The organism is Haloactinopolyspora sp. (genome assembly GCF_027324685.1).
In the GTDB taxonomy this organism is placed as follows: domain Bacteria; phylum Actinomycetota; class Actinomycetes; order Jiangellales; family Jiangellaceae; genus Haloactinopolyspora.
Genome location: NZ_DAHVSH010000175.1, coordinates 24,356 through 46,975, shown reverse-complemented (window position 1 = coordinate 46,975; position 22,620 = coordinate 24,356). Strand labels below are relative to the sequence as shown.

General features: G+C 67.4%; 22 protein-coding genes. 11 read left to right on the top strand and 11 right to left on the bottom strand.

Annotated features, from left to right (window positions below):
* Window positions 1–15 precede the first annotated feature (15 nt).
* Window positions 16–489 (top strand): GNAT family N-acetyltransferase, encoded by a 474-nt coding sequence (locus tag M6444_RS19195; RefSeq protein ID WP_298331157.1) that lies wholly within the window; start codon window positions 16–18, stop codon window positions 487–489.
* Window positions 490–565: 76 nt separating this feature from the next.
* On the top strand, window positions 566–1,096 hold the full coding sequence (locus tag M6444_RS19190) for a flavin reductase family protein (RefSeq protein ID WP_363326434.1): 531 nt from the start codon (window positions 566–568) through the stop codon (window positions 1,094–1,096).
* Here the strand turns inward: M6444_RS19190 and sigJ are convergent, their stop codons facing one another.
* Complete coding sequence (gene sigJ / locus M6444_RS19185; RefSeq protein WP_298331153.1) at window positions 1,097–2,005, bottom strand: RNA polymerase sigma factor SigJ; 909 nt, start codon at window positions 2,003–2,005, stop codon at window positions 1,097–1,099. It abuts the gene before it with no gap.
* Between the two features lie 125 nt (window positions 2,006–2,130).
* Here sigJ and M6444_RS19180 point away from each other — a divergent pair, with 125 nt between their 5' ends.
* From M6444_RS19180 to M6444_RS19150, 7 genes are all read left to right on the top strand, one after another.
* Window positions 2,131–2,526, top strand: coding sequence for a nitroreductase family deazaflavin-dependent oxidoreductase (locus M6444_RS19180; RefSeq protein WP_298331151.1), 396 nt, complete (start codon window positions 2,131–2,133; stop codon window positions 2,524–2,526).
* A 25-nt stretch (window positions 2,527–2,551) separates the two neighbouring features.
* Window positions 2,552–3,397, top strand: a complete 846-nt coding sequence (locus M6444_RS19175) for a dienelactone hydrolase family protein (protein WP_298331149.1) — start codon at window positions 2,552–2,554, stop codon at window positions 3,395–3,397.
* Complete coding sequence (locus M6444_RS19170) at window positions 3,357–3,677, top strand: hypothetical protein (RefSeq protein WP_298331147.1); 321 nt, start codon at window positions 3,357–3,359, stop codon at window positions 3,675–3,677. The genes M6444_RS19175 and M6444_RS19170 overlap by 41 nt, the downstream gene beginning before the upstream one ends.
* Window positions 3,678–3,682: 5 nt before the next feature.
* Window positions 3,683–4,051 carry an antibiotic biosynthesis monooxygenase family protein gene (locus tag M6444_RS19165; RefSeq protein ID WP_298331145.1) on the top strand — a complete coding sequence of 123 codons (369 nt, stop codon included), beginning with the start codon at window positions 3,683–3,685 and terminating at the stop codon, window positions 4,049–4,051.
* A 73-nt stretch (window positions 4,052–4,124) separates the two neighbouring features.
* The gene (locus M6444_RS19160; protein ID WP_298331144.1) at window positions 4,125–5,855 is read left to right on the top strand and encodes an acetyl-CoA carboxylase carboxyltransferase subunit alpha/beta; all 1,731 of its coding nucleotides are present in this window, start codon (window positions 4,125–4,127) and stop codon (window positions 5,853–5,855) included.
* The gene (locus M6444_RS19155; protein WP_298331142.1) at window positions 5,839–6,324 is read left to right on the top strand and encodes a biotin/lipoyl-containing protein; all 486 of its coding nucleotides are present in this window, start codon (window positions 5,839–5,841) and stop codon (window positions 6,322–6,324) included. The genes M6444_RS19160 and M6444_RS19155 overlap by 17 nt, the downstream gene beginning before the upstream one ends.
* 20 nt (window positions 6,325–6,344) lie before the next feature.
* A complete protein-coding gene (locus M6444_RS19150) occupies window positions 6,345–7,712 on the top strand; it encodes a biotin carboxylase N-terminal domain-containing protein (protein ID WP_298331140.1) in 1,368 nt (455 codons plus the stop codon).
* Here the strand turns inward: M6444_RS19150 and M6444_RS19145 are convergent.
* Complete coding sequence (locus M6444_RS19145) at window positions 7,678–8,619, bottom strand: hypothetical protein (RefSeq protein ID WP_298331138.1); 942 nt, start codon at window positions 8,617–8,619, stop codon at window positions 7,678–7,680. The genes M6444_RS19150 and M6444_RS19145 overlap by 35 nt on opposite strands.
* Window positions 8,620–8,866: 247 nt before the next feature.
* Between M6444_RS19145 and M6444_RS19140 the strand changes: the two genes are divergently transcribed.
* Both M6444_RS19140 and M6444_RS19135 read left to right on the top strand, forming a co-directional pair.
* Window positions 8,867–11,650, top strand: coding sequence for a BTAD domain-containing putative transcriptional regulator (locus M6444_RS19140; protein WP_298331136.1), 2,784 nt, complete (start codon window positions 8,867–8,869; stop codon window positions 11,648–11,650).
* Window positions 11,651–11,792: 142 nt separating this feature from the next.
* Window positions 11,793–12,524, top strand: coding sequence for a pyridoxamine 5'-phosphate oxidase family protein (locus tag M6444_RS19135; RefSeq protein ID WP_298331134.1), 732 nt, complete (start codon window positions 11,793–11,795; stop codon window positions 12,522–12,524).
* Here M6444_RS19135 and M6444_RS19130 read toward each other — a convergent pair.
* The 9 genes from M6444_RS19130 to M6444_RS19090 all read right to left on the bottom strand — a co-directional run bounded on the left by M6444_RS19130 (window position 12,521) and on the right by M6444_RS19090 (window position 22,576).
* Window positions 12,521–14,008 carry a cation:proton antiporter gene (locus M6444_RS19130; RefSeq protein ID WP_298331132.1) on the bottom strand — a complete coding sequence of 496 codons (1,488 nt, stop codon included), beginning with the start codon at window positions 14,006–14,008 and terminating at the stop codon, window positions 12,521–12,523. The genes M6444_RS19135 and M6444_RS19130 overlap by 4 nt on opposite strands.
* Before the next feature lie 18 nt (window positions 14,009–14,026).
* Window positions 14,027–14,254 carry a hypothetical protein gene (locus tag M6444_RS19125; RefSeq protein ID WP_298331130.1) on the bottom strand — a complete coding sequence of 76 codons (228 nt, stop codon included), beginning with the start codon at window positions 14,252–14,254 and terminating at the stop codon, window positions 14,027–14,029.
* 25 nt (window positions 14,255–14,279) lie between these two features.
* Window positions 14,280–15,797 (bottom strand): methionine--tRNA ligase, encoded by a 1,518-nt coding sequence (gene metG / locus M6444_RS19120; protein ID WP_298331128.1) that lies wholly within the window; start codon window positions 15,795–15,797, stop codon window positions 14,280–14,282.
* A 621-nt stretch (window positions 15,798–16,418) separates the two neighbouring features.
* The gene (locus M6444_RS19115) at window positions 16,419–17,885 is read right to left on the bottom strand and encodes an HAD-IG family 5'-nucleotidase (RefSeq protein ID WP_298331126.1); all 1,467 of its coding nucleotides are present in this window, start codon (window positions 17,883–17,885) and stop codon (window positions 16,419–16,421) included.
* Window positions 17,886–17,892: 7 nt separating this feature from the next.
* Window positions 17,893–18,417 (bottom strand): hypothetical protein, encoded by a 525-nt coding sequence (locus M6444_RS19110; protein ID WP_298331124.1) that lies wholly within the window; start codon window positions 18,415–18,417, stop codon window positions 17,893–17,895.
* A 10-nt stretch (window positions 18,418–18,427) separates the two neighbouring features.
* The gene (locus M6444_RS19105; RefSeq protein WP_298331122.1) at window positions 18,428–19,267 is read right to left on the bottom strand and encodes a carbohydrate ABC transporter permease; all 840 of its coding nucleotides are present in this window, start codon (window positions 19,265–19,267) and stop codon (window positions 18,428–18,430) included.
* On the bottom strand, window positions 19,267–20,211 hold the full coding sequence (locus M6444_RS19100) for a sugar ABC transporter permease (RefSeq protein ID WP_298331120.1): 945 nt from the start codon (window positions 20,209–20,211) through the stop codon (window positions 19,267–19,269). The genes M6444_RS19105 and M6444_RS19100 overlap by 1 nt, the downstream gene beginning before the upstream one ends.
* On the bottom strand, window positions 20,208–21,572 hold the full coding sequence (locus M6444_RS19095; RefSeq protein WP_298331119.1) for a sugar ABC transporter substrate-binding protein: 1,365 nt from the start codon (window positions 21,570–21,572) through the stop codon (window positions 20,208–20,210). Before M6444_RS19095 ends, M6444_RS19100 begins: the two co-directional genes overlap by 4 nt.
* Window positions 21,569–22,576, bottom strand: coding sequence for a zinc-dependent alcohol dehydrogenase family protein (locus M6444_RS19090; protein ID WP_298331117.1), 1,008 nt, complete (start codon window positions 22,574–22,576; stop codon window positions 21,569–21,571). The genes M6444_RS19095 and M6444_RS19090 overlap by 4 nt, the downstream gene beginning before the upstream one ends.
* Window positions 22,577–22,620: the final 44 nt, after the last annotated feature.

Genomic DNA, 22,620 nt, shown 5'->3' with positions numbered 1-22,620 from the left:
TTGGAGGCGGTTCTCGTGGCAACGACGCGCCGGGCCGACCGGTCGGACATACCGCGGCTCATCGACATCACCGTGAGCATGCACGACGCGATCAACGGGCCGCATCCGCACGGACCGTGGATCCAGGCGTGCGCCGAAGAGTTCGAAGATCGCTTCGCCAACGATCCGACGTTCGCCGCTTTCGTCACCGAGACCGACGACGCCGGCGTGGTGGCGTTCGCCTCAGGTGAGATCCGACGGCGATTTCCCGGCCCGACGGCGCTGCGGCCGGTGTTCGGCTACGCCTTGATCGGCGGGACGGACCCACGGCACCGCAGGCAGGGCCATATGACGGCATCCTGGCGGGCGCTGCTCGACTACTTCGTGGAACACGGCTGCGGACGAGTCAGCATCTTCTCTTCGCAACAGGCCGAGAGCATGCATCGCGCGCTGGGCTTCGAACGTCATGAGGGCTGGCCGGTGCCGATGAACTGGTATGCGGACACATGAGTCCGCCTTGACAGCAACGGAAAGGTCGTCGATGAAGACTCCGGGACTCAGCCACCGGGAAGCGGTCAGCAGCCGCATGGCCGTGCACGAGACGGATCCGGTCGACGGGAAGGTCCTGCGCAACGTGTGCGGGCTGTTCGTCACCGGGGTCACCGTCATCACCAGTGGGGTGGGTGACGCCGCGGACGGTACGACGGTCAACTCGTTCACCTCGGTGTCGCTCGATCCGCCGATGGTGCTGTTCTGCCTGCACAAGGAGTCCAGGCTGCGTCCGGTGGTGCAAGAGACCGGTGCGTACGCGGTGAACTTCCTGGCCGGGCAGCACGAACGACTCGCCCGGGCCTTCGCAGCCCGCGAGACCGCCCCGATTCACACGGTGGCCTCGCACCCGTCGGTGACCGGTGTTCCGGTGCTCAGCGAGGCTCTCGCGTTCCTGTCCTGCCGCCTGGTCGACGAGTTCGAAGGCGGTGACCATGTGGTGTTTCTGGCCGAGGTCGTCGAACTCGGTGTGCTTCGGCAGAACCGGGAGCCGTTGATCTTCTTCCGCGGCGCGCTGGGCGCCTTGGAGGACGAGCCGATGGCCGGGCACCCGATCTGGGACGGCTGATCAGGACTGCACCATCCGGGCCAGCTTGTCGGGGTTGGAGATGCCGTAGATGCTGCGGATCTGCTCGCCGTCCGGGGTGAGATCGAGGATCAGGATGAACCACGGCGTGTCGCCGTCGAGAAGCAGCACGGACGGCTCGCCGTTGGCGAGGCGGTAGTGCATGCTGAGCCCGGACAGCGGGCGCGTGGCGAAACCGGCGAACAGGCGCGCCACCTTCTCTCGGCCCTCGATCGGCTTGCCCGGGGCCGGCGCCTTGCCTCCGCCGTCGGCGCACAAGGTCACATCGGGCGCCAGCACCTTCATGAGTTCGCTCAGGTCTCCGCCCAGCGCCGCGGAGATGAACCGCTCGGTGACCCGCTCCTGAACCTTGCGATCGGGCCGGTATCGCGGCCGCCTGGCCTCGACGTGCTTGCGGGCACGATGTGCGATCTGGCGGATGGCCTGCGGCTTGCGGCCGAGGATCTCGGAGATCTCGGTGTGCTGATAGCCGAACGCTTCGTGCAGGACGAAGACCGCGCGTTCGAGGGGCGACAAGGTCTCGAGCACGACCAGCAACGCCATGGACACTGATTCGGCGTTCGACGCGGAGTCGGTGAACTCGGCTTCGGCGGCGTCGGCGACGAGCGGTTCGGGCAGCCAGGGCCCGACGTAGGTCTCGCGCCGGCGGCTGATGACCGACTGTTGAGTCAGCGCCTGGTTGACCGCGACGCGCACCAGATAGGCCCGCGGGTTCTCGATCTCGTCAGCATCGAGCCGGTCGCTGTGCCGTGTCCATGCCAGCCAGGTCTCCTGGAGCACCTCCTCGGTGTCGGCGATGCTGCCGAGCAGGTTGTACACGACGGAGAACAGCAGCCGGCGATGATCGAGAAACACCTGCGTCGCAGCGTCTTCGGTCGAGGTCTCGGACATTGGCGTGCTCCTCACGTGCCGTTGACCATGAGTGCTGCCCGGAGGCGCCGAGTGTGACATCGGTCCAGTCGACGTGATGCACATCACGTTGTCAAGGCGCTGTCATGAACGACAAGGAGCTGAATATGTCGATACAACGACGGTTGGCCCGGTTCAACCGTGTTTTCGCCAACCGCGTCGTGGGCCCGGCTCTTGCCCGATTACCCGGGTTCGGGTCGTTGCACCACGTGGGACGCGTATCAGGTCGTTCGTACCGGACACCGGTCAAGGTGTTCCGGCAGGCCGACACGTACGTGTTCTCACTGCCGTACGGGTCGGACTCGGACTGGGTCAAGAATGTCCTGGCCGCGGAGGGCTGCGTCCTGGTGACGGGGCGACGCCGAATTCACTTGGGCGATCCGCAGGTGTACGTGGCCGAGGAGGAGACGGCGATTCCGGCGCCTATCCGCGCCATCCTCAACCGCGTCAAAGCACACGAGTACCTCGCCTTGAAACCGGTCAGGGTGTCTTCCTCGCCTTGACCCACGACTCGCCGCAGGGAGAGACATGTCCGAGTCAGCACCCCGAGCCGACCTCACCGGGTGGCGCCGCGCCGCCTTCACCGATGCGGAGGTCACCCACGACGTCTACGAGAAGGGCCACGGACCCGGGGTGGTGCTGCTCTCGGAGATTCCGGGCATCACGCCGCAGGTCCTGGCGCTGGGCGATCACCTGGTCGAGCAGGGCTTCACCGTGGCCATACCGTCGCTGTTCGGCACACCGGGCCGCTCGGCGTCACCCGGCTACGCCATCGGCACCGTGGCCAGGCTGTGTATCTCGGCGGAGTTCCGCGCCTTCGCCACGAAGGCGCGGAGGCCCATCGCCGACTACGTACGCGCGCTGGCTCGGGACCTGAACGCGCGTACCCCCGGTAGCGGGGTGGGCGTCATCGGCATGTGCTTCACCGGCGGCTTCGCCCTGGCTGCCGCCGCCGACGAGTCGGTGATCGCACCTGTTCTGAGCCAGCCGGCGCTACCGTTCCCGACCAGCCGGGCCCGCCGCCGCGACGCCGGGGTTTCTGCGGGCGAGCTCGCCGCGGTGGCCGACCGGGTTGCCGGGTCGGGGTTGTGTGTGCTCGGTCTGCGGTTCAGCCATGACCGCGGCTGTCCAGGTGATCGCTTCGCCGCACTGCGGGCGCGCCTGGGCGACGGCTTCGAGGTCATAGAGCTGAACTCCGGGCCTGGTAACCCCGACGGCTTCAGTAAGAACGCGCACTCGGTGTTGACAGCCGAAGTTCGCGAGCGCGCGGAGAACTCCGCGTTCGCGGCCCGGGCGCGGGTCGTGCAATTCCTGCGAGAAAGGTTGGCGGGCCATGAAAGTTCTGGTGATCGGGCGGCTGCAGAGAATTCTTGACGCCGTGATCCCGGTGCTCCAGGAGGCCGGGTTCACCGCGTCCGGCGTGCGGACCACCGCCGAAGCCGTCACCGGCGTCCGCTCCGGCGCGGTCGACGCGCTGATCATCGGTGCGGGTGTCGACCGGCGGTCACGGCGGGCCCTGCGCTCAGCGTGTGCTGAACACGACGTGCGCGTCATCGAGGCGGAACCGCGCCATGGCGGGCCACAGACCTACGTCAGAGAGGAGGTCGTTCCGCTACTTCGCACGACCGACGGATCGACGATTCGGAGAAGGTGAGTCACGTGATCGAGCTCAAGGGGTTGGACCCGTCGACATCGTTCGAGTCCCAACTGAAGGAAGAAACCGGGACGGTCGTCCTGGTCAACATGTTCCTGGTGCCCGAAGGGGCGGAGGAGCAGGCGATGACCAAGTGGAAAGAGGACGCGGAGTGGATGAAGGCCCAACCGGGCTACATCTCCGCGCAGCTGCACCAAGGCACCGGCGACAGCAGGCTGATGGTGAACATCGCGACGTGGGAGTCCAGCGAGGCTCTGGCCACGGCTTTCTCGGACCCGGAGTTTCAGGCCAAGCACGACGGCTGGCCCGACGGCACCGTCATCTATCCGCACATCTTCGAGCGGGTCGGGGTCCAGGGGATCTGCACGGCGTAGGTCCGGCGTGTCCTGCGGACGCTGCAGGTGCGTCCGCAGGACACGTGAGTGGCGATCTGGAGGGCTGTCATCGATGAGTGACAAGGTGGCGACGTGCCCCGAGTGGGTGCTGTGTGACACATGCCGCGCGATCGTGTACCGAAAGCGATGGATCAGGTCCAAGCTCGTCTGCCCGGAATGCGGGCACCACACCATGGTCGACGGCGAGACGCGGCTGGAACAGCTGGCCGACCCCGGGAGCTTGAAGCAGCTCGACCGTCCGCAGCGCGACAGCCCCGACGTCCTGGGGTTCGTGGACACCATGCCGTACCCCCGCAGGCTGGCCGAAGCGCGCGCGAAGACGGGCCTGGAGGGAGCGGTGACGAGCGCCCAACTGTGCATCGAAGGCAGCCCGGCCGTGGTCGCGGTGATGGACTTCCGTTTCTTGGGTGGCAGCCTCGGCGTACATGCCGGCTCGGCGTTGATCGAAGCCGCCGATGCGGCTCTGGAGCGCCGGTTGCCGCTGATCGTCGTGACCGCGTCGGGCGGAGCGAGGATGCAGGAAGGCGCCATCGCACTCATGCAGATGGCCAGGACCAGCGCCGCGTGGGAGCGTCTCGACTCCGCCGGCCTGCTGACGATCTCGGTCGTCACCGACCCGACGTTCGGAGGCGTGGCCGCGTCGTTCGCGACCTTGTCCGACGTCATCGTCGGGGAGATGGGGGCACGGCTGGGCTTCGCCGGTCGGCGGGTGATCGAACAGACCATCGGCAAGGAGCTGCCCGACGACTTTCAGACCGTGGAGTTCCTGCTCGAGCGAGGCTTCGTCGACATGGTGCTGCACCGGCAATCGCTGCGGGCCGAACTGGCCAAGCTCCTACGTGCCGCCTCGCCGCCGGACACGAGCGGCGAGCACGCCGAGGTGGCGGCCGGTGCTGGAGACTCGGTGGTGCGAGACTCGGCCCAGTTGCCCGCCGACCAGCCCTGGGACCAGGTGCGGTTGTCGCGTGACCTGACTCGGCCCACCATGCTCGACTACGTCAATCTCGTCTTCGACGATTTCCGCGAACTGAGCGGTGACCGGGTGTCCGGCGAGTGCCCGGCCATGGTCACCGGCCTGGCTCGACTGGCCGGTCGCCGCGTCGTCGTCATCGGGCAGCAGAAGGGACACACCCTCGAGGAGTTGTCCAAGCGGAACTTCGGCATGGCCTACCCCGCGGGCTACCGCAAGGCCGCGCGTGTGATGCGGCTGGCGGCCAAGCTGTCCGTGCCGGTGGTCACGCTGGTCGACACGCCCGGTGCGTACCCCGGCGAGCATGCGGAGGAACAAGGACAGGCCGGCGCCATCGCGGAGAACCTGCGCTTGATGATGTCGTTGCCGGTCCCGATCGTCACTGTGGTGACCGGCGAAGGCGGCAGCGGTGGTGCGCTCGGCATCGCGGTGGCCAACCGCGTTCTGATCTGGCAGCACGCCACCTACTCGGTGATCAGTCCCGAGGGCTGCGCCTCGATCTTGTGGAAGGACTCCGCGCAGGGCCCGGCCGCTGCGGCGGCGCTGGGTCTCAGCGCACGTGAGTTGCTGCGCCTGGGTGTGGTCGACGGCGTGTTGACCGAGCCGGACGGTGGTGTCGGAGCCGACCCGATGCTGGCCGCTGAACGTTTGCGCAGCGCGATCACGGCAAGTCTGGACGATCTGGGCCGGCTCGACGCTGACCAACTGAAAGGTGATCGCATGCGTAGGTTCAGCGCGTTCGGCTCCTTCGACACGGCCGACATGGCCGGCATCACCAGCCGCTGGGGGGTGCACGATGAGATGGCGGGGTGACCGGGGCCGGTCGGCCACACCGGTGTATCACGCCATGCTCGAACTGCTCGAGGCGCTGAGTGATCGACCCGACCGGGTCTGTGTGCGCACCGACGACGTGACGATCGAACTGGACTGGCGGGCACCGTCGCCAGCACCGTCGCCTGCACCACCGGGCGCACCACCGGCTGCACCACCGGCGAGTACGGAACCCGAGCAGGCTCCGGACGCCGATCCGGGGATGCGCTACGTCTGTGCGCCCAGTGTCGGGACGTTCTACCAGGCGCACGAACCCGGCGCACCGCCGTTCGTCACCGTCGGGTCCACCGTCACCGCCGGCCAGCAGGTCGGCATCGTCGAGGTGATGAAGCTCATGATTCCGGTCGAGGCGGACGTGGCCGGCACGGTCGTGGAGGTGCTGATCGACGACTGCGTTTCGGTCGAACACGGCCAGCCGCTGCTGGCGCTGGCTCCATCCCAGACTTCATGACCTCAGTGAGGACGGTCGCGATGTTCAAACGAGTTCTGGTCGCCAACCGGGGTGAGATCGCGGTGCGCATCGTGCGTGCGTGTCACGACGCCGGAGTGGAGGCCGTCGTGGCGCATTCCAGTCGCGACCGCGATTCCGAGGCAGTCCGGCTCAGCGACGCGTCGGTGCAGATCGGCCCGCCGCAGTCGACGAAGAGCTACCTCAATGCCGCGGCGATCATCGAGGCCGCGGCGCAGACCGACGCCGATGCGATCCACCCCGGCTACGGCTTCTTGTCCGAGAACGCCGACTTCGCCGCGGCCTGCGCGGCCGCGGGCATCACGTTCATCGGGCCGCCGGCTGCGACGATGGACCTGCTCGGCAGCAAAGTGTCCGCCCGCTCCCTGGTGGCGCGGGCGGACATTCCGCAGCTGCCCGGCAGCATGGAACCGCTGGAGCCCGCGGCCGCCTTCGACCTGGCCTCGGACATCGGATTCCCGGTCATCGTGAAGGCCTCGGCCGGCGGCGGTGGCCTCGGTATGCAGGTGGTCGACGGCCCGGACGACTTCGGGCGCACGTACCGCACGACGGCGGCCACTGCGGGGATGCTGTTCGGCGACTGTCAGGTCTATGTGGAGAAGTACCTCGCGCGGGCCCGTCACGTCGAGGTCCAGGTGCTGTGTGACGCACATGGCAACGCGGTCCATCTCGGCACGCGCGATTGCAGCGTGCAGCGTCGTTACCAGAAGCTGATCGAGGAGTCACCCGCGCCGGGGCTGGACCAGGCTCTGCTCGACGAGATGGGCGCCGCGGCCTGCCGGGGCGCCCTCCTGGCCGGCTACGTCGGCGCGGGGACGTTCGAGTTCCTCGTCGACACCGACGGCCGGTTCTACTTCTTGGAAGTGAACTGCCGTGTCCAGGTGGAACATCCGATCACTGAGATGGTCACCGGTCTGGACATCGTGCAGGAGCAACTGCGCATCGCCGCTGGCGAACCGTTGCGCATCAGACAGTCCGACGTGGTCACCCGCGGTGCGGCGATCGAGTGCCGGATCAACGCCGAGGACCCGTGCCGCGAGTTCGCGCCGGCACCGGGCGTCGTGGCGGAGTTCATCCCCGCAGGTGGGCCGTTCGTCCGTGTGGACACGCACGTGCGTCCTGGCCATGCCGTGCCGGCCGAGTACGACTCCCTGCTGGCCAAGCTCTGCGTGTGGGCACCGGATCGAGAGGGGGCCATCGCCCGGATGCGCCGGGCGCTCGGCGAGTTCCACCTTCAGGGCGCGGGCCTGAGTACGACGCAGACGTTCCTGGCCGATGTCATCGACGACCCCCGCTTCGTGCGCGCCGAGCACGACACCTCGCTGGCCGCAACGGTCACGACGCGTCCTTGTTGTTCATCAGTGCGATGATCTCGTGCAGGTCGTAGCGCGCCCGGGTCGGTTGCCCGTAGCGGGTCAGCTTGCCGCGGCTGGCCCACTTGCGGATCGTCGCGTGCGGAACGCCGGCCACGGTGGCGGCCAGATCGGTGGGCAGGAGCGGGCCGGTGGCCTGCGTGCTCGCGGTCTCGATGATCCGGGCCTGGATCACCGGGCATCGTGGGCGGGCCTGCGCCGGGGGTGTGTTGTCGGTGATGGACAACGGCAGTCGTTCACGGCTGAACGTGCACCGCAGCTGATAACTCAGGGTCGCACTGGACTGGGCAGTGACGTAGGCCGTCCCATTGCACCGGCGTTGCGCGCATGAGCCCAATCGCAGCCGGACGGCCGAGTCGGGATCGACGGCGACCTTGGCTGCTTCGGCCACATGATGAATTTCTGTCACCAAGTCATTCGCCGCAGGATGCTGGGCGAGCCATTCCAGGTTCGCGATCAAGAAAGCCGACAGGTCTTTGACATTCCGTTCCGGAATGGTTGCGACGCGGCGTTCGTCGACGACGAGACTGGACCATGACGCAAGAATCGACATGATGTCTTCGCGCGCGGTGAGGGCGGCGTGGTTCAGCTTGGTCGAGTCCGGCCTGCCGCCACGAACCCGCTCACGCCCGGTACGCTGCGAGGGCGCCAACACGGCTTCACAATAGCTGTAGAGTGCGGGCAAGAGTTGGAGTTCGTGCGACACCTGGTTGAAACACGACGAGCACAAACACGATTCGCCGGTGCCACAGGCCGCTGACTCACATTGCATTGATGTGCCCTCCAAGCTAAATTCGGCCGCATTCGGTTCGGGAGCGTCATCCTTCCGTCGTGCTATTCGGTCGGTGCTCGGTATTGCAACATTCGAGCTATTGCCAGACGCTACACGGGTGGCGTTGCGCAACCGTTGACACAACATTGACAGTTGATTTCCTGGCCGCATGCGGTCAGCGTCGAACCGCACCGCTGGCCGGCGAGCACGGTTGGGCAGGCAGCGCCCGGCACCCTAGTGCTGCCCGTCGCCGAATGGCTTGTCGAGATCTGACAAGACAAGTCAGTCGTCCGAGTTGCCGGTTATGTTGTCGATTGGAGCTGTTTGTGATCAGCTACCACATGTCGAGAGCGCAGTACGAGCGCGAAGGAGACCTCCGATGACGGTGCAGTTCCGCATTCTCGGACCCGTCGAAGTGGTCTCGACGGGTACGACGCTGGCGATGCCGCGCCGTCGGGAGCGCTGTCTGCTCGCTGTGCTGTTGCTGGAGCTCAACCGCGTGGTACCGGCCGGCCGGCTGGCTGACTTGCTGTGGGATGGCGAGCCTTCCGACCGCGCCCGGCACACCTTGCGCAGCCACGTGTCGCGGGTGCGCACGTTGCTGAGTTCGGCTGACGACAGTGTCGAGCTGGCCTCGACCGCCGGCGGTTACCGGCTCTCGGCCGACCCGAACCTCGTCGACGCGCACCGGTTCCGGTCGATGGTGGGCCACGCCATGACGCTCACCGACCTGCAGGACCGGGTCGACGCGCTGCAGGCCGCGCTCGCGCTGTGGCGCGGGCCCGCGATCGACAACGCCGCGAGCGAGTGGTTGCGCAGTCGGATCTGCGCCGACCTGGAGGAGGAGCGCCTGACGGCCATAGAGCATCTGGCCTCGGCGGGCCTGTCGGTCAGTGGCGCGACGATCCTGCCGGAGCTCTCGCAAACGGTCAGCCACCATCCGGGACGCGAGCGGCTGGCCGGGCTGTTGATGCGGAGTCTGCATCAGGCCGGGCGAAAAGCTGAAGCGCTGAACGTCTATGACCGAACACGCTGCTACCTCGCCGACGAGCTGGGGCTCGATCCGGGCCCTGAGCTGCGCCGTCTGCATCATGCGATCTTGCGGGACGAGTCCGTGGCCGAAACCGTGGCGCGAGTGGTGCCCGCTGCGCCGGTGCCGCGTCAGCTGCCGACGGGCATCGTGAGTTTCACCGGCCGAGCCCAGCAGCTGAGCAAGCTCGATGCCATGGTGCCCGGTGACGGCAGCGCGAGATCGTCGACGGTGCTGGCCGTCATCACCGGCACCGCGGGGGTCGGCAAATCGGCACTGGCCATGCACTGGGCCCAACGCGTGGCTCACCGGTTTCCCGACGGGCAGCTGTATGTGAATCTGCGTGGATTCGACCCGAGCGGGCCGCCGGCCACGCCGGCCGCTGCCGTCACCGGGATGCTCGAAGCTCTCGAAGTGCCGGCCGCGCGGATCCCCGACAGCTTGAACGCCCGGGTGGGGCTTTATCGCAGCCTGACCGCGGGGCGGCGGATGCTGATCCTGCTCGACGATGTGAACGACGCGGAACAGGTCCGAGCGCTGCTGCCGGGTTCGTCCGGCTGCGTGGTCGTCGTGACCAGCCGCTATCAGCTGTGCGGCTTGGTCGCGGTCGAGGGCGCGCGCACCTTGACCCTCGACCCACTCGATCCCGGTGATGCGCGGGAGCTGCTGTGCCGCCGTCTGGGTGACGAGCGGGTGGCCGCGGAGCCGGCCGCGGCCGAAGAGATCATCACCCGGTGCGCCCGGCTGCCCCTGGCGCTGAGCATCATGGCTGCTCGTGCTGCTGCGCGGCCGCACTATCCGCTCCGTGCGCTCGCCGAGGAGCTACGCGATCCGGATCGGCTTCTCGACGCGTGCAGCGACCCCGGCACGGCGGCCGACATCCGGAAGGTGTTCGCGCACTCATACCGGACGCTCAGCAGCAACGCGGCGACCTTGTTCCGCATGCTCAGTCTGCGTGTCGGGCCGGACATCTTCGTGCGGGCCGCGGCCAGTCTGGTCGGTGAGTCCGTATCGGAGGTCCGCCGCTCCATGGCCGAGCTCGTCCGGTCGAACCTCGTCGTCGAAGAGACACCGTGTCGCATCACCACCCATCGCCTGCTCACGGCGTACTCCACCGAACTGTCACATGAGTTCGACGGCGCCTCGGCCCGGCGTGCCGCGCTTCGGCGCCTGCTGGACCATTACGTCCATTCCGCCCGCGCCGCGGCGTTGCTGGTCGACCCGCTCCGGTTGCCCATCGACGTGCCCGATCCGGAGCCCGGCGTGCTGCCCGAGGATCCGTCGGTGTCCGGCGGGATGGCATGGTTCATGCGTGAGCACGCAGCGCTGTTCGCCGCCGTGGAGAAGGCGATCCATGCCGGGTTCGGCACACACGCATGGCAGCTGTGCTGGGCGCTGTCCGATTTCGCGCAACGCCGCGGCCTCATTCCGCGCTGGCAGCGGGCGCTGGAGCTGACGTTGCCGCCCGTCCAGGACGCAGACGACGCCCTCGGGCAGGCGCACATCCGGATCGGGATGGCCCGGGCACTGTTCACCGCCGGCGCGTTCGGCGTAGCTCGCCAGCAGCTTCGCCTCGCCCTGGCGTTGTTCGACCACCTGGGGCACCGAGTCTGGTGTGCCCGGACGCAGATCATGGCCGGCGTCGTGTTGCTGCGTCTGCGGCAACAAGACGATGCGCTTCGCTGGCTCCAGCACGCTTATGGCTTGTGTGTGGCCGAAGACGACCCACGCGGGCAGGGCTTGGCGCTGGCCGTCATGGGCCGGGTCCATGCCCGAGCCGGCAACCACGAGGTCGCGCTCGATCATGGTGAGCAGGCGCTGATCCTGCAACAACAGCTCGGCGACCGGGTCGGGCAAGCCATGACCCTGGTCGGCCTCGGCCGCTCGCTGTGCCGCGTCGGCGACTGTTCGGGAGCAGCCGACTGCTTCGAGCGGGCGCTGACGATGGCCAGAGACCTGGGTGATCGCTATCTGGAAGTGGATGTGCTGAGGTATCTCGGCGAGGCGCACGCCGCTGCTGACGACGACGCGCGAGCTCATCGGAGCTGGCAAGAAGCGCTGGCCATCGGCGAATCGATCGGCCGACCCGACGCGGGCGTCATCCGTGACCTGATCGGCAGCGCAGCCCGCTGAGGCACACGGTCCACGTGTCCGGATAATGAAATTTGCTCCGAGAGAGGTGAGTCTGTCCTTTCACTCTGATGCGCAATAGGTGATCATGTGCACGATGGCGACCGGGCAGCCTGGGCGGGCTGGCCCCAGGAGGTTTCACCGCATGACAAATCCGTTCCACGGATTCGACGACGCACGTCCCGGCTCGGCCGGGGAGCATTCTCTTCAAGAAGCCTGCGGCACCGGTGAACGTGCCGACCGTTTCTATCGCGAGCAGATGTCCGACCACTTGAACGCAGCGATGCGCGAGTTCGTCGGCCGGATGGAGATGGTCTTCGTCTCGACGTCGGATTCGCGCGGTGAGTGCGATGCGACCTTCCGCGCCGGACCGGCCGGATTCGTACGTGTGCTCAGCCCGACGACGGTGGCCTGGCCGGAGTACCGGGGCAACGGCGTCATGGCCAGCGCCGGGAACATCACCGAGAACCCGCACGTCGGACTGTTGTTCATGGATTTCGTCCGTGACCTCGTCGGGTTGCACGTCAACGGGGCGGCCTCGTTATTGTCGGCGAGCGAGTTCCAGGATCGGTATCCGGACGAGCAGGTCGACGTCGACGTCCCCGGTCGCCGCCCGGAACGCTGGATCGTGGTCGACGTGCACGAGGCCTACATCCACTGTTCCAAGCACGTGCCCCGTATGGTTCCGGTCCCGCGGACGCGGGAGTGGGGCACCGATGATCGGCGGAAGAAGGGCGGCGACGCGTTCGGCGTGGCCGCTGAACGGGGGCTGGCTCCCCGGCAGCGCACAGCGGCTCGCACGCCGGTGTGGGACGACGCCGCGGTGCCCGAGCCGGAGCCGGTGTGGCGAGGCCGCCATGCCGACCGGTCTCGCTAGCCGGCCGAAGAGTCCGAGCTGCCCATCGGCTCGCGGACGAGAATCTCGTCGACGTAGCAGTACCGCCACCCCTCGCCGGGCTCGAGGGATTCGACGATGGCATGGCGGGTCGCGCGGTGGTGTGCCGAGGTGTGCTTGTTCGGCGAGTCGTCACAGCACCCGACGTACCCGCAGGCCAGGCAGAGCCGTAGCTGCACCCAGTCGTCACCGGTCTCGGCGCATAGCGCGCACACGTCCACGTCGGTCGTGGTCACCTTGATCTGGTCGAGGTGCGTGCAGGCGGTGCTCATCGTCTCGGCACGCACGTAGCGATAGCGCGAGCGCAGTAGGCGGCCCGGGACGAGCCTGGCGAGGTATCCGGAGTTGGCGGCCAGGATCGGGGCGAGCACGGCGAGGACGAGGACGTACAGGGCGACGAACGGTCCGATACGTTCGTCCAACCCCGCTGTGACGGCCAGGGTGGCCAGGATCAACGAGAACTCGCCTCGGCCCAGAACCGTGAGCCCGATGTTGACCGCGGCGCGCTGGTTGAACCCGAACAGCCGCGCCGTCACCATCCCGGCGGCCACGTTGGCCACGAACGTGATCGCGATGGCGACGGCCACGGCTCCCGCGACCGCGCCGAGACCGGCGACGTCGATGCTGAGTCCGAAGGCGATGAAGAACACCGCCGCGAAGACGTCACGGAGGGGGAGTACCACGGACTCCGCCCGTTCCTTGACCGCGGTGCGCGAGATCACCAAGCCGATCATGAGTGCGCCGATGGCGTCGGATACGCCGAACTCCTCGGAGGCGCCGGCGACCAGCACGACGAGTCCGACCATCAGAATGGCCAGCAGCTCGTTCTCGCGGCTGCCGATCAACGCGCCGATCGCGGCGGCGCCGTAGCGCGCCACGACGAACAGCACAGCGAGAAACCCGAAGCTGACCAGCAGGTCGACGACGAACTCGCCAGTGGATTCCGAGCCGGCCAGGACCGGAGAGAGCAAGGCGAGGTACAGCGCGAGGAAGAGATCCTCGAGGACGATGATGCCCAGGATGACCGGTGTTTCGGCGTTGGTGAGGCGATGCAGCTCGATGAGCATCTTCGTCGCGATGGCCGACGACGAGATGCCGACCGCCCCAGCGACGACGAACGCCTCGCGCGTTCCCCAGCCGAGCGTGAACCCCAGGATCAGCCCCGAGGTGACGTTGAGGGCGATGTAGAACCCCGCCGCGGCGAACAGCCGCCCGCCGCCGCCGAAGACCTGCTCGGCCGGGAACTCGACCCCGAGGTGGAACAGCAGGAGCACCAGGCCGAGCGCAGCGAGCACGCTGATGTCGTCCGGGTGCTCGATCAGGACCGGGCCGGGTGTGCTGGGGCCAAGCAGGATCCCGGCGAGCATGTAGAACGGGATGGTGGGCAACCCGGCGCGGCGCCCGGCGCGGGCGAGCAGTCCCGCGACCAGGACGACCGCGCCGAGACCGATCAACTCAGCATGCATGGTGGTGCGCTGGAACCCTCAGGCCTCGAAGAACGTACCGGTCAGTACGGCTGCCACCTTGCGCGCCTGGTCGCTGTTCAGCTCGATGACGGCGCTCGGTTCGTCGGACGTCGTGGTGAAGGCGTAGAGGTCGCGTGATCCGTTCTTACGCACGACGACCGAGATGCGCTGCTCTGCCCGGCCGAGATCGATGTCGAATCGCTTGCCGATGCCCGGCAACTCTTGAACGTGCACACCCTGGCCCATGGCGTCCTCCCGGCAACAGCGCGGATCAGGCCACAGTAGTCGAACGGGAGAACACCGGCCCAGGCTCGCCGACGCTTTTATCGGCGCCGAGTTGCGCGGCCAGGCGTGCGGCGCCATCGGGGACGAATGGTGCGAGTTCGGCAGCGATGATCCGGCCCGCGCGAATCAACGTGCTGAGTACCGCGTCGAGGCGTGGGCCCGCCGCGGCGTCACCGGCGCGCTCCGCGCGGGCCAGTTCCCAGGGGCGCTCGGCATCGACCAGCCGGTTACCTGCCTCGGCCACGACCCGGATCGCCTCCGTCGCCGCCCGGAAGTCGAAGGCTGCCAGATGTCGGTCGACGGTGGAGGGCAGCTGCTGCGCTCTCGCGAGTACCTCGGGGCGGTCCGGGAGTTCGGCGTCGAGATCGACGACGCCGTCACGGAACTTGTGCACCAGGGTCACGGTCCGGTTGGCGAGGTTGCCCACGGCGTTGGCGAGTTCCCGGTCGTGGCGCTCGACGAGGCGCTCCACGGTGAAGTCGACATCGCCGACGCGCGGCACCTCGCGGACCAGCCACCACCGCAGCGCGTCGATCCCGTACCGCTGGGACAGCTCGGCCGGGTCGGCGTCGGTGCCGCTGCTCTTCGAGATCTTGGCGCCGGCCACGCTGACGTAGTCGTGGACGACGATGGTGGTCGGCAGCGGCTGCCCGGCGGCCAAGAGGAGCGCCGGCCAGTGGACGGCGTGGAAGCGCACGATGCCCTTGCCGATGATGTGGACGCGCTCAGCTGATCCAGCCCACCAGGTGTCATAGGCTGCCGCGTCGGTACCGAAGTCCAAGGCGGTGACGTAGTTCGCGAGCGCGTCCCACCAGACGTAGATGACCTGCTCCGGATCGTCGGGAACCGGGATGCCCCATCCGTCGGCACGCGCTGCAAGCCGTGAGACGCTGATGTCGTCGAGGCCGGCCCGGATGAACGCGAGGACCTCGTTGCGTTTGGTCGCCGGCTCGATTCTCAGCTTCCCCGACTCGATCGCAGCCAGCAGTGGTGCGGCATAGCGGGACAACCGGAAAAACCAATTCTGTTCGCTGACGTGTTCAGCCGGGCGGTCGTGCTCGGCGCAGCGGCCGTCGTCGTCCAGTTCGGCGGCGGTGCAGAACTGCTCGCAGCCGATGCAGTAGAGGCCGTCGTAACGGCGGCGGTAGAAGTCGCCTCGCGCGGCGATGCGCCGCCACAGCTCTTCCACGCCCGGGCGATGGCGTGGGTCGCGGCTGGTGCTGATGAAGTCGTCGAGCGACAACGCCAGCTGATCACGCAGGGCGGCGAAGCGAGACGCGTTGGCGGCGACGAACTCATGGACCGGCACGCCCGCCGAGTGAGCGGCGGCGACGTTCTTGAGGGCGTTGTCGTCGGTGCCGGTGAGCGAGCGCACCGGGCGTCCGCGCCGGCGATGGTGCCGGGCGAGCACGTCGGCTTGGACGAGTTCGAGCGCGTGGCCCAGATGCGGCGCTCCGTTCACGTACGGAATCGCGGTCGTGACATAGAAGCGGCCGTTCGTCATGATCATCCTTTCGCCCTGCGCGGGCTGGGGACGAGTACATGACGACTCGAGCCCCTGCACGGCAGGGGCTCGGCTGAGAGAGTCTGGTGATGGTCAGCGCACGCCGGTGAGCCCCTTGCAGGGGCGCATCATTCGGGCGGCGCGGTTGTGCATGACTTCATCCTAACGCAAGCCCGGGCCAACCTCCGAGCTGCGATATGACAAGAGAAGTAGTAGGTAGTGATGTCCGGTTAGGACCTACTTGACCCGCCTTGTGATCGTGCAATCTCGGTTGAATAGAGAAATGCGCCGAGCAATTCTTGTTTTTCGCTTGCGCGCATTCACGAATTGCTAGACTCAACGTCATGACCTGCTGGGTCGTCCGGGCCACAGCATGGATCGGGTGGGTCTAGAAAGTCGAACATCCCCTGTGAAGGAGACGCGGACATGGAACACCTCAGTGTGCTGGACTCGTTGCTCGCCCTTCTCGACGGCGTATTGAAGGGATTGTTGGGCTGACGCCTTAGACCTCCAACACTTCTCTCACTAGGTGGGCGCTCGGCGGCTCCCCACCGCACCGGCCGTGTGTGCCGTGGCATTCTGCCCGGTACGCACGGCCGGTTGTCGTCGTTCAGGGCGCCGTCACTGATCCGGTTCCAGCTGTTCAGGCGCGTGCTCCGGTGCTCGTTCGATCGGCACGATGTCGTGGGGGAGGCTGGTCCGTGCAGCACGCAGGAACGCGAACGGCGTCCTGCGGCCCAGATTGGACACCCGCGAGGTGTACACGTCGGCGTACTTCTCCACCTGCCGCGCGAACAGACTCTTGTCGTTGCCGGCGCGCATCAGTGGTCCCCAGGTAGCGCTGCCGAGTTCCCCGGCCGCTCGGGCCAGGGGAGCGATCCGCTCGTCCAGAGCGCGCAGCGCCTCGCGCAACGACTCCAACGACTCGACGCTGGTGGGTCCGGTGTCGTCGCCTTCGATTCGCCGTAACCGGGCGAGTCGGGCGTAGGCCAGGCGGTCCTCCAGCTCGACCTTGTCCGCCATGAGCCGTCGCAATTGGCTCTCCTGTGGGGCGAACTTGGCGGCATCAGCGATTTCGGCTTCGAGTTCGCGCATGATGAGTGCCGTGCGCCACCGTAGAGCCGACTTGGTGACGTGGACGTCGCCGAACAGGTGGTCGCCGACGTAGAGGATCTCGTCGCCGGTGAGCTGCATGCTCTGCTCGACGTGCTGGGCGCAACCACCGTGGTACACCTCGCCGGTTTCGAACGGGCCGTGGTGCGGTTGAAGCAAGGCGCGTTCCGGGTCGACGACGCGGAAGGCGGGCTCGTTCTGGGAGAAGAAGCGCGGTTTGGCCGCGGCGACGACGACGATGTCGAACAAGTCGCGCCACGACCCCGACGGTACGTAACGGTCGAAGGCGTAACTCATCATCGCCCGGGTGTAGGTCCAGTCGCTGTTGGTGATCAGCAGTAGTCGTTTGCCGGCCAGGCGTTGATCGATGAGCGTCTGCGCGGTGTCGGGGTCGAGGTCGCAGAATCGGTCGGGGTCGGCGACGATCTCCGCCTTCAACGCACCCGTGGTGTGTGACTCGTCCAGGGCCGCCGACACGACGCGGTAGAGCTCGTCGTAACCGAGCGGGCCTGGGATGATTCCGGCGTCCAGCCGGTCGACCAGCTGGGCGTAGAGAGCGGCTTCGGAGATCGTGAACATCGTGTTCATGAATCGATACCGCGGATCGGCGAGATCGACCGCCACGCCGGCGTAGGTGGAACGCAGCTCGTCGAACGAGAGCTGGCGGGTGCCGTGCTGCGCCTGGATGACGTAGCCGAACCTGGTCGCCTTGATCAGATTGCCCCGGTCGAGGTCGATGACCAGACCCTGCAGGTAGTCGGGGTCGAACGTGACGTCGTGGACCGGGTATCCGCCGGCGTCGAGAACCCGGCAGGCATGCCGGAACGCGGCGTGTTCCCACTCGTCGCTGCGGTAGTGGATGAGCGTGTAGTCCATGTCGTAGCCGATGGCTCGGACCGAGCGCAGATTGAGTGTGCGGTTGGCGTAGACGCCGCGTTCCGGTTCGAGGGCTGGCGACTCCGGCATGTTGCTCATCACACCTTCAGATCTGCTGGACCCAACCGACCAGGAACAACGTCGCCACGCCGCACACCACCAGCGCCACCGGCACGGTCCACCATGGCATCGCCTCGCCGTGCAGGGGTCGCGTCATCCGTAGATGCAGGTTCGCGACCCCGACGACGAGCACGACCGCTACCGCCGCGATGGGCACGGAGATGGCGAAATGTGTCAGCCAGGCGCCGGCCCGTGACGGCCCACCCCAGGCATTGTCGTACGGTCCTCGATCAACCACGCCGTAGAGAGCTCCACGAGCGATCATCAACCCGATCATGGCCAGCAGGACCCAGCCCACCAGACCGACGAACACGCTGGCGACGGCGTGTCCCAGCAGCCTTCCCCGCGTACCCACGCGTGGTCCCCGCCGAGCAGCGCCCTGCTTGACGGCGATCAAGCGCATCCACCGCCGGTACGTTTGATCTGGTGCGAAAAGCGACGTGACCACGGCGGCTACGGCAGTCGGCAGGAGCAACGCCAGATAGGCGCCCGGGCGCAGCACGCGGCTCATGCCCCCGACGTTACTTGATGGCGCCCATCGAAAGGCCCCGGACGAGCTGCTTCTGCGCCACCCAGCCGGCCAGCACGACCGGCAGCGAGGCGAGTGTCGCCGCCGCTGACAGTTGGGCCCAGTACAGCCCTTCGCTGGTCATGAAGCCGACGAGGAACAAGGGCACGGTCGCGGCCTGCGATGCGGTCATGTTGACGGCGAAGAAGAACTCGTTCCAGGCGAAGATGACGCAGATCAGTGCGGTAGCGGCCAACCCGGGGGCCACCATGGGCAGCATCACCTGCACGATCGTCTGGCGCAGTGTCGCGCCGTCCATCTGCGCGGCCTCCAGCACCTCGGCCGGGATCTCCTGCAGGAACGAACGCATCATCCACACCGCGATCGGCAGGTTCATCGCGGTGTACAGCACGACGAGCATCCAGACGTTGTCCAGCGCACCGATCCGCCCGGCGATGACGTAGATCGGCACGATCACCGCGACGACGGGCAGCATCTTGGTGGAGATGAAGAAGAACAGCACGTCCTGGGTCCGCTTGACCGGCCGGATCGCCAGTGCGTACGCCGCGGGAACCGCCAGCGCGATCACCAGCAGCGTCGACACGGTCGTCGCGAACAGCGAGTTCAGGAAGTACGGCCCGGCGCCGGCGTCGAAGAGGTTGCCGAACTGCTCCAGCGTCGGGGTGAAGAACAGCTTCGGCGGGTCGGTGGTCGCGTCGGCCTCGTGCTTGAACGCGGTGAGGACCATCCAGAACACCGGGAAGAAGAACAGCAGCCCGACGAACCACGTCAGGACGGTGAGTGCCCCGGCGCCGCGCTGCCGCGTGTGTACTGCGGTGTCGAGTGCAGCCATCATCGCTCCTCGGAGAACGTGCGGAACAGCAACCGGAGCGCGAGCGTGGCGACGACGATCGTGCCGATGACCACGACGACGCCCATGGCGGCGGCTTGGCCGATGTCGAAGCCGAGGAAAGCTCGCTGGTAGATGTAGAAGGGCAGGTTCGTACTGGCCGTGCCCGGTCCGCCCTGTGTGAGGATGTAGATCTGGTCGAACGTGTTGACCACGTAGATGGCGCCGAGCAGCACCCCGAGCTCGATGTAACGGCGCAGGCGCGGCAGGGTGATCGAGCGGAACGTCCGCAGCGCCCCGGCGCCGTCGACCTGCGCGGCCTCCAGCACGTCGCGCCCCTGGCTTTGCAGGCCGGCGAGGACCAGCAGGGTCATGAACGGCGTCCACTGCCAGACCAGCGCCCCGATGACGGCCACCAGTGGGTACGAGCTGGCCCAGTCGACCGGCTCGAAGCCGACCGTGCCGATGACGAAGTTGACGATGCCGAAGACCGGGTCGAGCATCGAGGTCTGCCAGATCAACGCGCTGGCCACGGGCATGACCAGGAACGGCGTGATCATCAGCGTCCGGACCACCGAACGGCCGAGGAAGCGCCGGTCCAGCAGGAGCGCCACGCCGATCCCGAGGAGCATCGCGATCAGCACGCATCCGCCGGTGATCAGGACGGTGTTCACGGCGGCCTGACGGAACACCCGGTCGGTGAAGACGTCGGCGTAGTTGGACAGCCCGACGAATCGCTCGGAACCGGGATTCACCAGGTTCCAGGAGTTCAGCGAGTACCAGACGGTGACGAGGAACGGGATCTGAGTCGCGATGATCGCGAAGATCAGCGCGGGCAGCAGTGGGGCTCGCCGGCGCCAGCCTTCGCGCCGCGCGACTGCTTTCGAGGTCGCGGGGGTCGCCCGGACGGGCGCGGCGGCTCCCGGCGTGACGGTGTCCGTGCTCATTCGCCCACCTCCTGGTAGGACCCGCCCACGGTCTCCGCGTAGCTCTGGGCCTGGTCGAGCGCCTCGTCCACGCTGATCTGCCCGGCGATCGCGGCGGAGATCTGTTGCCCCACCCGGGTGCCGAGATCCTGGAACTCCGGGATGGCCAGGAACTGGATGCCCTCGTACGGAACCGGATCGGCCATCGTCGTTTCCTGGTTGGCGTTCTCGATGGCCTGCAGCGTCGGCTCCGAGTAGGCCTCGGCGACTTCGGCGTACTCCGGGATCTCGTACGTCGACGTGCGGCTGCCGGGCGGGACGCGCTCCCAGCCGTACGCCTCGGCGACGGTGTGCGCGTACTGCTTGTCGGTCATCCAGGCGACGAACTCCCACGCCTCGTCGGGGTGCTCGGTGGAGGAAGGGATGCCCAGGGACCAGGTGTACAGCCAGCCGCTGGCGTCGGTTTCCACGACCGGAGCCTGGGCGTAGCCGTTCAGTCCGGCCGTCACGGAGTCGTCCGGACTCTCCACCACGTTCACCATCGACGTGGCGTCATACCACATGGCCGCACGGCCCTGCCCGTACCGCGTGGCGCAGTCGGCGAAGCCCGAGGTGGCCGCACCGGCTTGGCCGTGCTCACGGACGAGGTCGACGTAGAACTCGACGGCTTCTCGTACCTCGGGTGAGGTGAGCTGGGCGTTCCACTCCTCGTCGAACCAACGGCCACCGAAGGTGTTGATGACGGTGTTCAACGGGGCGAGGTTCTCACCCCAACCGGCCAACCCACGCAGGCAGATGCCGTCCATGTCCGGCAGTTCCGCTTCGATCGCCGCGGCGAGCTCGGCGACTTCCGGCCACGTCGGGTGCTCGGGCATCGTCAGGCCGGCCTGATCGAACAGGTCCTGGCGGTAGACCAGGAACGACGACTCGCCGTAGAAGGGCACCGAGTACATGTCGCCCTCGTAGGACAGCGACTCGCGGACCGGCTCGATGAAGTCGTTGGTGTCGTAGTCCTCGGTGGCGTCGGCGTAGGGCTGCAAGTTGACCAGCCAGCCGTTCTCGGCCCACATGCTGGTTTCGTAATTGCTGACCATGACGACGTCGAACTCACCGCCGCCGGTGGCCACCGAAGCGGTGATCTTCGCCCGGGACTCGTTCTCGGGCAGTGACACGAAGTCGACGTCGATGCCGGGGTGGGACTCGGTGAAATCGTCGGACAACGAGATCGCGTCGGTCATCTGCGGATTCGAGACCACCGCGACGACGATGGTCGTGGCATCGGAGGAACCGGCCGTGAGGCTGCCTGCTCCCGCGCACGCGGTGGTGAGTGCGACTGCGCCCACACCGGCGACGAGCGCCACCCGGGCGCGTCGCCGTGTCATGCCGCCTCACCCCCGTTCGGTACGACCTGCGCCTTGATCGTGGCGCCGGAGCGCATCATCGACAGCGCCTGCTCGAACTCGTCGAGGGCGAACGTGTGCGACACCAGCGGCTCGGTCTGGACGATCCCGTCGGCCACGAGCTCGAGCGCGTCGCCGTAGCTGTGCAGGACGGCCATGGAGCCGACGACGGTGATCTCGTCGTTGTAGATCCGGAACGGCGACAGGTTGACCGAGGCGTCGTCGGCGGCGACGCCGAAGATCTGCAGTCGTCCGCCGCGGTCGAGCGAGTTGAAGGCGTCCTCGATGGCCGGCGGGGCGCCGGTGACGTCCACCGCGGCGTCGAACGCGCGCTTCGGGAGGTCGTCGACGCTGGTGGCCACCTCCGCGGCGCCGAGGCTCTCGGCCAGCGGCAGCTTGGACTCCATCAGGTCGACCACGCTCACTCGGGCGCCGCTGGCCGCCAGCAGCTGCGTCATGATCAGGCCCATGGTGCCGGCGCCGATGACGAGGATGCGCTCACCGGCTGCGACCCCCAACCGCCGGACGCCGTGCACGGCGCACGACACCGGCTCCACCAGGGCGCCCTGGGCGAAGCTGAGCGTGTCCGGCAGCCGGTAGCACGTGGTCGCGGGTACGGCGACGTACTCGGCGAAGGCGCCGTCGACGGTGTCACCGATGGCTCCCCAGTTCGCGCACAGGTTGCCCCGGCCGCGGCGGCATTGCCGGCAATGTCCGCAGAACAGCGACGGGTCGACGGCCACCCGGTCACCCGGGGCGATGCCGGTGTGGACGTCGTCACCGACTTCGGTGACGGTGCCGGCGAACTCGTGCCCCGGGATCAGTGGATACGGGCTGGGCGGGAACTCACCGGCGGCGATGTGCAAGTCCGTGCCACAGATGCCGCAGGCCCCCACCTGGATCACCACATGTCCAGGGTCCGGACGGGGAGCAGGCACGTCACGCACGGAGATCTCGCCGGGTTTCTCGATGACGGCGGCCTTCATGCACCCTCCTAGAAGTTGCACATTTGAGCGAATTTAAGGCTCAG